13 protein-coding genes are annotated in these 12,509 nt (G+C 69.4%); 2 read left to right on the top strand and 11 right to left on the bottom strand.

The annotated features are described in order from the left end of the window. Positions 1–406 precede the first annotated feature (406 nt). The 3 genes from ACFU7Y_RS27445 to ACFU7Y_RS27435 form a co-directional block, all read right to left on the bottom strand. Positions 407–1,108 carry a hypothetical protein gene (locus ACFU7Y_RS27445; RefSeq protein ID WP_380769986.1) on the bottom strand — a complete coding sequence of 234 codons (702 nt, stop codon included), beginning with the start codon at positions 1,106–1,108 and terminating at the stop codon, positions 407–409. A gap of 94 nt (positions 1,109–1,202) precedes the next feature. After that, entirely contained in the window at positions 1,203–1,739 is a 537-nt protein-coding gene (locus ACFU7Y_RS27440; RefSeq protein WP_380769985.1) for a DUF4240 domain-containing protein, read from the bottom strand. Between the two features lie 78 nt (positions 1,740–1,817). Next, positions 1,818–2,006 carry a hypothetical protein gene (locus ACFU7Y_RS27435; protein ID WP_380769984.1) on the bottom strand — a complete coding sequence of 63 codons (189 nt, stop codon included), beginning with the start codon at positions 2,004–2,006 and terminating at the stop codon, positions 1,818–1,820. 486 nt (positions 2,007–2,492) lie between these two features. Between ACFU7Y_RS27435 and ACFU7Y_RS27430 the strand changes: the two genes are divergently transcribed. After that, on the top strand, positions 2,493–3,743 hold the full coding sequence (locus ACFU7Y_RS27430; protein WP_380769983.1) for a hypothetical protein: 1,251 nt from the start codon (positions 2,493–2,495) through the stop codon (positions 3,741–3,743). A gap of 210 nt (positions 3,744–3,953) precedes the next feature. Here the strand turns inward: ACFU7Y_RS27430 and ACFU7Y_RS27425 are convergent, their stop codons facing one another. The 8 genes from ACFU7Y_RS27425 to ACFU7Y_RS27390 all read right to left on the bottom strand — a co-directional run bounded on the left by ACFU7Y_RS27425 (position 3,954) and on the right by ACFU7Y_RS27390 (position 10,323). Further along, complete coding sequence (locus ACFU7Y_RS27425) at positions 3,954–4,436, bottom strand: hypothetical protein (RefSeq protein ID WP_380769982.1); 483 nt, start codon at positions 4,434–4,436, stop codon at positions 3,954–3,956. Positions 4,437–4,587: 151 nt separating this feature from the next. Beyond that, on the bottom strand, positions 4,588–5,373 hold the full coding sequence (locus ACFU7Y_RS27420) for a DUF6292 family protein (RefSeq protein WP_380769981.1): 786 nt from the start codon (positions 5,371–5,373) through the stop codon (positions 4,588–4,590). A 498-nt stretch (positions 5,374–5,871) separates the two neighbouring features. Further along, the gene (gene tpg, locus ACFU7Y_RS27415; RefSeq protein WP_380769980.1) at positions 5,872–6,417 is read right to left on the bottom strand and encodes a telomere-protecting terminal protein Tpg; all 546 of its coding nucleotides are present in this window, start codon (positions 6,415–6,417) and stop codon (positions 5,872–5,874) included. A gap of 334 nt (positions 6,418–6,751) precedes the next feature. Beyond that, entirely contained in the window at positions 6,752–7,417 is a 666-nt protein-coding gene (locus tag ACFU7Y_RS27410; RefSeq protein ID WP_380769979.1) for a hypothetical protein, read from the bottom strand. Between the two features lie 97 nt (positions 7,418–7,514). Continuing rightward, positions 7,515–8,267 (bottom strand): hypothetical protein, encoded by a 753-nt coding sequence (locus ACFU7Y_RS27405; RefSeq protein WP_380769978.1) that lies wholly within the window; start codon positions 8,265–8,267, stop codon positions 7,515–7,517. Then, positions 8,264–9,064: a hypothetical protein gene (locus ACFU7Y_RS27400; protein WP_380769977.1), complete on the bottom strand. Its 801-nt coding sequence runs from the start codon at positions 9,062–9,064 to the stop codon at positions 8,264–8,266. The genes ACFU7Y_RS27405 and ACFU7Y_RS27400 overlap by 4 nt, the downstream gene beginning before the upstream one ends. A gap of 91 nt (positions 9,065–9,155) precedes the next feature. After that, complete coding sequence (locus ACFU7Y_RS27395) at positions 9,156–9,746, bottom strand: hypothetical protein (RefSeq protein WP_380769976.1); 591 nt, start codon at positions 9,744–9,746, stop codon at positions 9,156–9,158. A 106-nt stretch (positions 9,747–9,852) separates the two neighbouring features. Further along, positions 9,853–10,323, bottom strand: a complete 471-nt coding sequence (locus ACFU7Y_RS27390) for a hypothetical protein (protein WP_380769975.1) — start codon at positions 10,321–10,323, stop codon at positions 9,853–9,855. 853 nt (positions 10,324–11,176) lie between these two features. On the opposite strand from ACFU7Y_RS27390, the gene ACFU7Y_RS27385 reads away from it, so the two are divergent. After that, positions 11,177–12,061, top strand: a complete 885-nt coding sequence (locus tag ACFU7Y_RS27385; RefSeq protein WP_380769974.1) for a hypothetical protein — start codon at positions 11,177–11,179, stop codon at positions 12,059–12,061. Positions 12,062–12,509 lie beyond the last annotated feature (448 nt).

The following is a 12,509-nucleotide window of genomic DNA, read 5'->3' as shown; positions in this document are numbered from 1 at the left end:
CCGCTCCCGAGCGGCGGGCCGACCTCGTATGTGCGCAGGACCAGGCGGTGGCGGTGGGTGGCGACGAGCTCGCAGCCGTGGGCGGGGGATGCTTCGCGATCGGGCCCGGGGGGGATGGCGATCACCGCACGAATGAAGCGCCACCTCATCGAGACCCGGCCGGACACCCCAGGGCCTCGAACCGCGGTCGGCGATCTGCTTCTCGCAGGCCATGCAGTCGGTGCGGATGTCCAGGCAGAGACCGTCGGCGCCAGCAAGGTGGGCGCACTCGGCGGCGAGACGTCAAGCAACCCACCGCCTTGCTCCTGGTTTTCCCGGATCCGTGCCAGTCGAGCCATCCGGGCGTGGCAGATCCGGCTCGGCCGGGCCCGTCCCACCGATCGTTCCCGGGCTCACCGCTGAGTTGTTAAAACGGTGGCTCGACCGCGAGTCTCAGCCGCCGCTCGCGGTCCTCTTCGGTTTCGAGTCCACCGGTGTCGTGCCCCCACGTGCGCAGGCCGTCGAGAGCGACGTCCCGATGGTCGGAGTGGTCGCTCTCCTCCAGCAGGCGGAGGGCGTGATCGGCGAGCTCGGCGCGGTGCCGTGCCAGCCGAGGGTGCTTGACGAGGGAGACGGCCGTGAACACGGAGGCATGGCGGACTGCACGGTCCTCGGCATCGAGCAGCGGGGCGACGACCCGGTAGACGGCGGGCCGCAGGCGTCGCAGGGCGGTCTCGCTCGGACCGTGCCCCGACGAGGCGCAGGTCCGGTCGTCAGCGGAGAGGAAGTAGTGGCCGAGCCGGTCGAGGAGGGCTGCGCGCATCGAGCGGCCGGGATTGTCCGGGTCGGGGAGGTCGAGCGCGTCGGCGGCGTGGGGATCGGCGAGCAGACCGGCCAGGCAGGCGGCGGTCGGCACGGTGGTCGGCAGTGCGTCCCCGGCCTCGTCATGAAAGGCGCCGCGGAGGCCCCTCTGTGCTTCCCGCCGGATGGCCGGGTCCGGGTGCAACAGGTCTCGCAGGCCGGCGGACACCTGGTGGGGGTCGCCGAACCCGCATTCCAGAGCTGCCCAGTCGGTCTCGCGGATCACGGTTCCGGGGTCGGGCAGGTCTGTTGTCGAATCGTCCGTCATGCCTCGCAACCCTGGGATGTATGTCGGCTCCGCACGCTCGGATGTGTCCCGTTCCTTGGCCCGCCTGCCGAGCGGCTCATCGATGTCTGCTTCGTTAGTCCGAGTACAACGCTGCCAGGCGCGGCAGCCGTTGGCTCAGCCGGTCGCCGTCGCCGAAGTCGAAGTTCCAGTCCGGGTCCAGAGTTGGGTACTGGATGGTGAAGGCGTCGTCGGGAAGTTCCTCTCCGGTGGTTTCCCGGTGGGCGTCCCAGGCGATGACCAGGGCTTCCTCGCACTCGATGTCGATGCCGTCGGCGGCAAATGCGCGTACGGCCGGGAGCCCGGCGAGTCTGTCCGGATCGGTGATGACGCTCTCGAAGGTCGCACGGCCCTGTGTGATCAGCCAGCCGCGGAAGTAGTCGAACAGGTCGTCGGAGCAGCCGCCGTTGATCATGTAGGCGGCGCCCCAGAGCGGGGCCCTGTACGAGTCGGCCATCAGCTCCCACAGGATCCGCTGGGCGGCAACGATCTCCTCGACGGGGCGAAGCACAAGCAGCGCGGTGGCCCGGCGCGCGACGGCGTAGCCGTCGTCCGGGTCCGGCACCTGCGAGCGGGCTTCCTCGATCAGATTCCAGAACTGCTGGGTGTCCATGGGTGCTGAGCATCGCACCGGACTCTGACAGAACGGTCCAGGGGCGGAAAGATGTCCGCTCCGCCTGTATATGGGGTTTCACTGCCCGGTGTGTGGCCGGATGAGTCCGGTTCCGACCGTGCTCAGCATCTGGCCGAGGAGGTGGAAGGCCCGTGCCCGTGTCGGTGCTCCGCGCGCTGTTCCCGTCCAGTAGGCGGCGGTGAGCTTCTCGGTCACGGTGAGGATCCGGTCGTCGTCCTGGGTGGCCAGCACGAGGACGAACCGCACGTAGTCGCCGATGTCGGTGCCCGGGGGGTGCTGGTGCGTGAAGGTCTGCAGGCGCGGTGTCAGGGCGGTCAGGGTGCGCTCGGTCGGGAAGACGACGACGGCCGGCGAGAGCCGGCCGAACCGAAGGGCATTCGGCCGACCAACGGGCCAACAGGCCGGGAGTGCAGGACCGGACTGCGTTGCTGGCCTGGGCCTCGGCCCGGCTTTCCGGGATCAGCTGTGTGGGGTCGTCCGAGCACCTTGGGGTCTCTGCGTCCCCCGTCGTTTCACTTTAGTGGCCCACGGAAATCCTTTGCTCGTGGTTGTCCTGGTGCGAGATGAACGAGAGGCGAGGCTTCCCAATCAGAAATTCGGACATTGGTTCGATGCCTCTGGGCCGTGAGAACGCCCGGCGGGTCCGCGCAGACAGGGCAAGGCCGAGGTGTCAGTGCGGCAAGGCACAATTCCGGTACCTCCGTGTGCAGTTGACAACTGAGACGAGGATCCATGGACAGTACCGCTGGCCCGTCCTACTACAAGCGCAACCCCATCTTCAGCGTCCTGGTTGACGGACTCCTCGACCTCGACCGAGCCGACCTCGGCTACCCGCAGCACAAAGGCCTCTGGGAACTCCTGCTCGCCGACAAGCGCCCCGTCGAACAACGAGGCCTGTACTGCCCGACCTGCTACAAGCAGAATCCAGGCCAGATCGAGTGGATGTACGTCTACGCAAAACGGGGCCTCAGAATCGCCGCCCACCACAACCGTGACCAGCGAGACCACGGCGACGGAGAAAGCGATCAGCACAAGGCACTGAAGGAGCGGTTCGCCCGGGCAGCCGAACTCGGAGGGTTCCACGCCGAACTGGAAGTGCTGGCCGCGGACGGCCGGCGCCGAACCGACGTCCTGGTCACCGGCGCCGACGGACGGCAGATCGGCTTCGAGCCCCAGCTCTCCTACTCAACCGCCCCCGCCGTCCGCAAACGCGACTCCATCTCCCGCGAAGAAGGCGTCACCCCCGTCTGGCACGTCCTCGACCCCAGAGCCCCGCTGATCGACCACGTGCACTGGAGCCGCACCGACAACCTTCCTCCCGAGGCAATACTCAACGACCGCGACATGCTCGTCCGCGGAGGCGTCCGACACCTCGAACTCGACAAGTGCGACCACACCAACCCACAACCGTGCCCCGTCCGCCGCAGCGGACGCTGCGGCAACTGGCACCCGCGCTGGGAACCACGCGCACGCCAGCTCGACGACCTCGTCCGCGACATCGCCGCCGGCGACTACGTCCCCCTCACCACCAAACAAAGCCAGCGCACCCTGCGGTTCTGGATATCGCGCACCGACTTCGACCAGTTCACCGACAACGGCGGCCAGGAAACCTCCCCCGAACCCACACCCAAGAAGAAGCGCATCCGGATTCCCGTACAACGGGACGCCGAATGCATCCGAACCCGCACGGAATCGGACTGCCGCTCCACACCACAGCCACCACGGGACTCAGGCGAGGCCATCCGGCCAGCCCTCACCATCACCCGGACCATACCCCCACCACGCCCCGCCTTCGTGCGCCCACCCAACGAGTGCCCGAGCATCGACGTCACCTGGGACCAGCGCCAGGCCGCCGCCGCCGAAGCGGGCTGCAAACCCTGGGAACTCGGACCGTGTGCGGGCTGCGGCACACCCATCAACCGCTACGGACCGCACCCCGCCCACGCCTGCGCCCCGTGCCGGGCCCGCTACGGCAGCCGGTGAACAAGCCAGCCCACCGAGCCCCCGCGAGGCACGTGCCCCGCCGCTGCTCCGGCACCGCCAGGCTTGCCGGCCGGGTGCAGGCCCCCAAGCGGCCCCAGCAAGGGATGGCGGCCGTTCTAAACCGAGGGCCTCGGCCGCCAGTAGGCGGTCGAGGCCGGTGTCCTTGCAACACGGAGCTGTTGAGGCGGCCAATCGGTCCTGTGAGCGGGTCTACGGCGCGGCCGTCGCCAGGGTGTCGTCGACCAGGACTTCGGGCGCCGCGTCTGCGGCGCTACGCGCGTTCTTGACGTTGGCCACCGCGGGGGCAAGGACGTCGTACATGCGGCGGGCGATCTGCTCGTCGTGGTGCGCGCGGTCTGGTCCTTCTTCGTTGCCCCAGCCGGGGTGTCCGTTCCAGTCCAGTTCCTTCAGGTAGTCGACGAGCTGGGAGCCGGTCAGCGTGACCCTCACCAGGCCCCGGCTGCCGCGTTCCCCTTCTGCCGGCGGCTTGTCCACCTTGCTGAGGCTCGTCGGCCGGGTCCGGTCCCACATGTCGGAGGCGCAGACGATCGACATGGTGCCGATCCCCGCCGCCTTGTTCAGCGCGGAGTCGTGGGACGGCGGGGACTGGGTGGCAATGCCACAGCCGGCCAGGAGCAGGGCGGTGAGCAGCGGGGCGGCGGCGCGTAGTGCGGAGCGTGGGGTGATCTTCACGGGGGTTATGGTCGCGGCGGTCGGCCCGTAAGGCGCGGAGTGTGAGGAAGGTCCGCTTAAAGTGGTGATCCGTGTGGGCGCCGGGTTGACGCTGGACATGATGGCAAGTCGGCGGTCCTTCGCCACTCGCGCGGTGCGGCCTGGATCTCCGTCACCCGGCCTTGTGGCGGTCGGCGCGGGCGAGTGCCGTGGAGTGCTCGGCGGGGATCGACCGTTCTGCGGTCTCCTTGGGTGCGGCCTGGTAGCGGGTGCGCAGGTCTGCGGCGAGGGCTTCGCCGTCGGCAGTGTCAGATGCCTCCAGGAGGAACGTCAGCGCAGCGGCCTCCCCCGCCCGCAGTGGCACCATCCGTACTTCGGGCAGCGCGGTCAGGTTCCCGTGGAGGATGCGCTCGTGTTGCTCGTGCAGCAACGCGCGGAAGCTGTTCCGGGCGGAGCGGGGGCCGGGAAAGTCCCGGTGCGGGTCGATCTTCCTGAGGGTGTCCTCGTAGGGAAGTAGCCGCGCGATGAGCGGGGCCGGGTCGTCTTGGCCGGGCCGACGGTAGTACGGGCGGTCGGTGCTGCCGGTCGCTGCCAGACCGTTGACACGGGCCGCGGTCAGGAACAGTGCCACCTTGGCCGGATCAGGTGTCAGCCCGTCGCCCATCCAGTAGTCGGTGGTCACCGTCTTCGTGCTGTCGTTCTGGCGAACCTCCGCGCGTACGACCCAGCCGCTTGTGGAGTCCCAGTCGAGAGCGCCTTCTGTGATGGTGGGGAAGGTCCGCGGCCACCATGGGATCGGCAGGGAGATGTACGCCTCTACCTCGGCCTGGCCAGGCTCTTCGTCGGAGAGGTCGAGCGCGTTGACCTTGGTCACGGGGTAGTCCTGGGTGAGGAGCTCGGCGGCTACGGCGGCGGTGTACGCCCAGGCGCTCCGGGTGAGCTTCTCGATGCTGGTCATGCTGGCATTTCCCCTTTCGGGAACAGTCAGTGCCGGTCGTGCCCGGCCAGGCGGCCCGGGCCCGGTCACCAGTCTCGACCGGTGCCATGCGCGGCGTGCGCGAAAGCAGGGAATCTGCTGGGGAACGGCGTTGCACCGCGTTGACGCCAATGAAGTTCGGCTGCTCGTGGTCGGTGATGAGGTTGGCGACGGCGACCCGCCGAGAAGGCCGAGGGCCGCCCTGAGCAGGGCGGACTCAGCATCCGTCGACGGGCCCCTTCGTCGCCCGTGCGGGTGAACAGCGGTCGACCAGCGGGCACGGCCCCGCTGCGCCTTCACCCTGATCACGACGGTGTGCGAAGTCCGCACGCCGACGGAGCAGGGAGGCCCCGTGGGAACGATGCGGATTCGTACGGCGGGCCGGCCCGGCAGGCCGGTCACGATCGGGGGGCACGCGGCACCGCTGAGGGGCATCGGCGGGCGTGCCGGGCGCAGCGGAACGGCGCCAGCGCGGAGCGTCTACAGCTCGACGTCCATCCACGCGATGTCGTTCAGCTCGACGTCGAGACCCCGGGCGCGGTGCCCGCGGTCCTGGAAGTAGTGCTCGCGCAGCGCCTCGGCGAGGATCCGCTCTTGCTGGGCCTGGGTGGCTCCGGCGTCGCGGGCCTCGTAGAGGCGGCGGGCGACGTCGCCGGGCATTTTCTGGGTGATGACGCGCGGGCGGGGGTCGTCGGTGGAGCCGCCGGCGGCGGTGTAGCCGAACGTGCCGCTGATGTGCAGCATGAAGCCGTTCGTCTCGGCCGCCTTGCGTGTGCGCTTCTTGACCCGCGGCTGCCAGGTGGCGCGGACCTTGGTCTCGATGGCTTTCGCTGCGGCGGGCTTGGGGTTGCCCTGGCCTTTGAGCCAGCGCTGCACGGTGCGCTGGGAGACGCCGAGGTCCTGGGCGAGCTTCTTGGTGGAGCCCTTGGCGCCCTTGAGCAGGAAGCGCATCCGGGCCTGGACGGACTGCGGGATCGGGCGGGTGCGCTCGGCACGCTCCAGGCCCTCGTCGAGCTCGCGGCTCACGCTGCTCCTTCCCGGCCGCCGAGGTCGGCGGCCGCTGCTGGTGGTCGTGGTGGACGGCCCGCCGGGTGCTGGCCACGGGTGCGGGGGCGGAGCACACCGCGCCCAGCCAGGCCCGGTCCAGCAGTCCGCGATGGTGGCTCGATTGCCGCCCGTTTCCGGTTGGCCGGAAGGGCAGGCGGCGCGCGTTGCGGGGGTGGGGAAGAGCGAAGGGGCGGAATGGACTCATGACCTGGGCAGTGCACCCTGCCCCGGGTCGGCGCGCCGGGTCGTCTCGGCTGGCCTGGACGGGTCGGCCGACGTAGACGTCGTCCTCCAGGTGGCCGGGGTTGACGAATCAGGCGACCGGGTCCGGACCGCAGGTGGCGCAGCGTCGGCGTCCGGAGCCGCGGGCGCGCAGTTGCTCGGTGGTCAGCAGTTTTGGCAGCCGCTCCCAGCTGGCTGTATCGGGATCGATGGTCAGCTGTTCCTGGAGGGTGGCGAGGCGGCTCTCGGGGCTCTGGAGGGTGGGGCAGTCCCAGCGGTGCAGGCGCGTGCCGCTGGTGGGGAGGGCGTAGATGGCGCCGGCGTCCAGTTCGGCGCGCCAGCGGGCGATGTCCTCCTCGGCGGTGCGCAGCTGGTGTGCGCGGTGTCGGCAGCGGTCGCACTCGCCTTCGGGATGGGTGTAGCAGGCGCAGGTCCCGCACGTGGCGCAGCGGGTGCAGGTCTGTCGTCGCTGGTCTTGGCGGAAGTGGTGGGGCGATACGGTGCGGTGCTTGTTCGTGCCATGGGCGAGGAAGTCGACCGCGCCGGCCGCAGCGAGTTGCTCGGCCAGGTCTTCCAGTTGCTTGTTGGTGACGCCGATGAGGGCGGCCAGTTCGTCCCAGGTGTCCTCGGTGTCGGCGGTGGCCTGGGCGAGTAGGACCGCGTACGCGAGGCGGGTTTGCGGTGTCAGCTCCCTGTCCAGCAGCACCGCGGCGTCGGCGAGGACCTCACGCCTGCTACCTGTCCGGATTACCGGCATTCCACGTCCCCCTTCACCTGCGGATCTGTCCTTCGGCTGCTGCGCGGTCGGCGCGGTGAGCGTCTGGCCCCCCGGGCGGGCTGCTGAGGACGCCTGCTCAGGCCTTTGTGGCCGATTCTGCCAGGACGGCTCGGGTTGCTTCGGCCAGCTTTGCGGGATGGGAGGCGAGGAGGGGGAACCGGCCCAGCATCACCGTTGTGGGGGGTTTCTGGGGGTAGTCGTCGAGGAACCACTCCTCCTCTCCTGCGTAGAAGAAAAGACGCCAGCGCTTGCCGTTGTACTGGAGCTGGACGAACCCCTGGTGCTCGGAGTCGTCGGGGTCTTCGAAGATTTCGGCTGTAGTGCCGGGGACGACCAGGTCCGCGAGGAGTTCTGCTGTCTGGTGGAGTGCTTCGGCGAAGGTGCTGGGCATGGGTCGCAGCAGGGGGATGGAGGAGAACTGGGCGAAGAGGTGGTCTGCGGTGCGCGGGGACGGTTCGAGCTTGAACAGGTCCCTTGCCAGTTTGATGGGCTCGTCCGGGTCGTTGCCGTGTCGGGGAAGATTCACGTCGCCGCGTTCTTCCATGGCCTCCAGGACGTCGAGCAGCCGGCTTTTTGCCTGTTCGGCGTGGTGCTGAATGGTGGTCAGGGCTGCGGCGATGGCACCGGCCTGCTCGGGAGTGTGGAGAGCCCAGAGGGAGGACAGCAGCGCCGTCAGCCCATCAATGCTGGCCACGGCGGCGTCTGCGAGCCAGGCTGCGGCTTCCGGGCGGCCTTCGGAGTCGGCGACATCGTCGATCCCGCAGCCGTTGAAGGTTTCGCCCACGTCCTCCAGCAGCTCCTGCCAGGACGTTTTGGCAGCGTCGCTCATGCGGTGCCTCCCTGGAGTGCGAACAGGGTGACGCGGTGGGGGCCGTGGACCGTGACGGTGTAGACGTCATCCCAATGCCCGTCGTTGTCGGCGTCGGGGCAGACGGGACCTCCTTCTTCGCCGAGGACGACCCAGACTCCGGGCCAGTCGGGATGTCCGTTGGTGACCAGGTTGCCGCACTGGGAGCACGCGCGTGCGGGCAGTCCGCGACGGCGGAAGTCGTCGATCTGGTCGGGTGTGGGGTCGATCCGATCGTCGCTGAAGTACTTCATGGCCAGGTACAGCGGGCCGAAGTCATTGCGTTCGTCGACTTCGTCCCAGTCGGTCAGCCCCTCAGCGGCGGTGGCCATCCGGTAGCCGAAGACCGGGACGGGGCCGACTCCTTGTTCCTGGACCACGGTGAGGCCGTCGGCGGGGGAGCCCTCCGGCAGGACCGACCAGAGGAACGCCTTCACCGCTTCGACGGTGTCGTCGCCGGGTTTGGGGTGGTTGAGCCAGGCCGTGGCGATCAGGTCTTGCCAGTGCATGTGGGGGTAGATCGTGTCCTCGACGATCACGCCGTTCGCGGCCAGCAGTACCCGCCGGCGGAAGTCGGCATGCTCGTGGCTGTTCAGAAGCACTTCCCGGCCCTTGGCGGCAGCCTCCGCAGCGGCCTGGACGGTGGGGAACGCGGCCAGGAAGCGGCGCCACTCCGGGAGCATCCCGTCCGACGCCGGGAGATCACGCAGAGCCCGGGCGGTGCGCTGGCGGACGACCTTCTTCGCCTTGGTGTTCGTCGTGCTGCGCTTCTTGCCCATGGAGGCTTCCTTCGCTGCAGTCGGGTCGACAGACCAAGCTAGCGGTCGCCTGGGAGTGGTGGGGCTGTTCGGTGTCACTCAATCGGGTGACTCAGGCCGACTTCGCGTTCCAGGTACAGGTGGCCGGGCGGGCGGTGCGCAGCGGGATCGCCGCGGCCCGGGTGGCGCGGGCGACGGCGAGAGCGGCGCGGTGGCGTTCGCGCTGCTGGCGGGCGTGCTGGTCCGCGTCGGTGGCCGGGACGTCCTCGATCGAGGACCGGTGGGCGTCCTCGGGCTCGCGCAGGCGGTTGTAGTGCCGGTGCAGGATGGCCTCCCGCTCGGCGGCGGCCTCGTCGAGTGCGGCCTGGCGGGTGGCGGCGTCCTCGCGCATCCGGCGGCGCAGTTCCTGGTAGGCGTGGTGGTCAGCGAGCGGGGGCCGGCCCGGCTGCGCGGCTGATTCGGTGTCGCGGCGGGCGGGCCGGTCGTCGAGGTCCTGGTCGTGCTGCACCACGGGGGCGGGGCCGACACGGACGTCGATGGCCCGGACGGTGCCGGGGCGCAGCTGCTTGAGGTCGGTGAGGATGCGGCGCAGCTGGGCGGCCCAGGTCGGGGAGTCGGCGACCATGTGCAGGCGGCGGGTGGTCGGGTCGTAGCTGTGCGCCTCCGCCACCCGCGTCCAGAACAGCCGATAGCCCAGGTCCAACGGATCCGGGCCACGGGGACCAGACCGGCCAACAGACAGATAGCCGACACCGGTCGGCTTCTCTGCCATGCTCCTTGCTGGCGGTTGGCACCGGCAGCGGCGGGTGTCAGATGTCGACTCGGTGCCGCTGAATCTCTTCCGCACTCCATCCCGTGACGGCCGCAACGTCCTTGTCTGGTGTCGAAAGCAGCGAGAGCCATTCGCGCAGCGCTTCGGCCAAGGAGTCGGGCAGGCCGAAGGAGCTCACCGGGAGCTCGTCGGTGCCTTCGCCAACGTGGTCGATGTGGAACCACATGCCCGTGGGGTCTAGGCGGGCCGTCGCAGCATCGTAGCCACCGAGGCCGTTTGTACCGGCCTCAATCAGCGCACCTGAGCGCCAGTCGGTGATCTCCCACGAGTCCATTCCGGTCTGACCGCCGTTCACGATCCGGTGTCCGGCCTCTTCGAGGCGCCGGATCTCTCCCTCGCGCGCCTCCTCGGCTGCCAGGTTTGCGCGCAGGAGCTCGCAGATGTACTCCCTGATCGGCCCGTCGAGAGCCGTCTGCTGGGTGCTGTCAGTCGTGCCGCTGGTGGTCATCGTCATCTCCTTAACACGCCGCGCCTGTGGTGGTGCGGCAGTCTCGCACGCGGTCCCGCTACGAGACGCTCGGCCCGGGCCGGGCCGGCGAACGGGTTGTCGCGGCCACCCTGCCGCTACTGCCGCTCGGTTGTCCCAGCTTTTCCCGAACGAGCGAGGCCGGCTGCTGCTCACGCCGCTCCGGTCCGCGGCGGGGCCGGGCGGGCAGTGCGCAGCGGGATCGCCGCGGCCCGGGGCGGCGCGGGCGACGGTGAGAGCTGCACCAGACCCTCCGCCTCACCGACCTTGCGTGATCTATCGTTGCGGTCCATTACCGTACGTGTCAGGACGGAGGCCCGGGGTGGGGAAGCGGCAGCGTCGCCGGAAAAGGGAGCAGCAGAAGAGTGCAGGCGATGCAGTGGCATCGGTGCTGCTCTTCCCTGATGAAGCGAACCCGCTGATCCGGGTGGAGGTCGACCCGGACACCCCGGCTGATCTGCACGAGGTGTGTGTTCGGTACTGGCAGATCGCGATGGAGCCCGAGCCGTCATGGCGCTACCGGGTGGCCGAGCTTGGGGATGAGCAGTGGGTCATTCACTCGGTGCCGGCGAAGTCTCGGGCGTTTCTCCTGGCTGTCCCGTGTCAGGGGTGCGGCGAGTCACTGCCGGTTCGGAACCGGACTGCTGTCAGCCAGGTCGCTTCTCTGCCGCGTCTCGCGAGCGGACAGCTCGGCAGGAAGGCGAAACGGTACTGCTCGGCTTGTCTGGAACAGGCCCGGGGTGCAGACCCCTGGGGTCCTTCCGTGCCCAGTCCTCGGTCCAGTTGGTCCGCCCCAGAGGCTCCGGCAAGCCCGAAGCCGGCTGAGGGTTCGGGCGTGGAGAACGCCGTTACCGCGGCGGCTGTCAAGGTTGCTGCTGAGCATGAGGCGAAGGAAGCGGCCCGGATCGAAGCGCAGGTGCGAGCGCTGTGGGAGCGGGAAGTCGCGCGCCAGGCTCCGGACACGGCCGTCCATGCGTTGTCTATGCGGGCGCTCGTGATCGCCGAGGCGATGGTCGGTCTCATTGAGGGGGGCGCCAAGACCCTTCCGACGGTCGCCACCGTTCCGTGGGGTTGGACCGGCCGGCCGGAAGACGACCTTGAGGAGCTGTCCGCTATGTACTCGTGCGGCTTCCTCGCCCTCGACGTCGCCGCGATGGGAGCCGCTGCTTTTCAGGACGGCCGCATCGACGCGCTTGCCGGGTCTTACGCGCCAGGGCTGGTGACCTTCCGGCTGACCCAGTCCGCCGACGAGGCCCGCACGATGCTCCAGGATTCCGAGGAGTTCGATTCCCAGTCGGAGTCGGTCCGCACGGAGATCGTGGACCAGGCCCTCAGCATTCAGGCGTACAGCGTGCTCGCGTACCTGGACGACCTCATCACCAGGGAGTACCAGTACCCCCCGCTTCCCTCCGCCCGGCACGCGGAAGCACATACGGCTGCGCTGAGCGCCCTTCGTTCAGGATGGCACCGCGACCAAGTCAACAGCGTCGCATGGCGCGCCGCTGCCAGCGCCGCGGCGTGGAAGGAACGCAACGCCCACATCAGTGAGAGCGCCGCTTCCTCCGCAACGATCACGACCTTCGTCCGGTACGTGACCTCCAACCTCGAACGCGGAATCCAGCCGCAGCACTACACCCCCCGCCCACGCACCCCGCTGCCACTGGCCACCACGGCCGCTCTCGGCTTCGCCCAGCGGTTCAGCATGCCGGAGCTCACGTAGATCGAGGAGTGGCTGACCGTGCCCTGCACCCGAGGACCGGTCCTCGGGCTCACGCTGGTCGAGGAGGTACTGGATCTGCCGGGTGAGGGCGGCGGTGTTTCTGGCGGGTTGGAGGGGCCGGTGTGGGTGGAGGTGCGCCCGTCGGGTAGTCGGTGGGCTGGTCACGCCGCTCCGCGGGCTGGAACCGGCTGCGGCTGTCGAGCGGTACGCGGCGGGATGGCACTCGTCCGGGTGGCGCGGGCGACGGCGAGCGCGGCCTGGTGGCGTTCGCGCTGCTGGCGGACCACAGCTGCCGATGGGCCTGCGTGAACGCGGCGGTCGTCGACCTCGGTATCCCGGTCTTCTCGTCGTAGCCGTCCCGCTCGTGGCTGACATGGCCCGCGTTCTGGAGCTGGCCGAGGGCGACCTTCCCGTGCCGCGGTCGCGGCGTCATCGCTCCGTCGGGCCC

The organism is Kitasatospora sp. NPDC057542, from assembly GCF_042801945.1.
GTDB lineage: Bacteria > Actinomycetota > Actinomycetes > Streptomycetales > Streptomycetaceae > Kitasatospora.
Note: the sequence above shows the minus strand (reverse complement) of the source record. Positions and strands in the feature narration are given on the sequence as shown.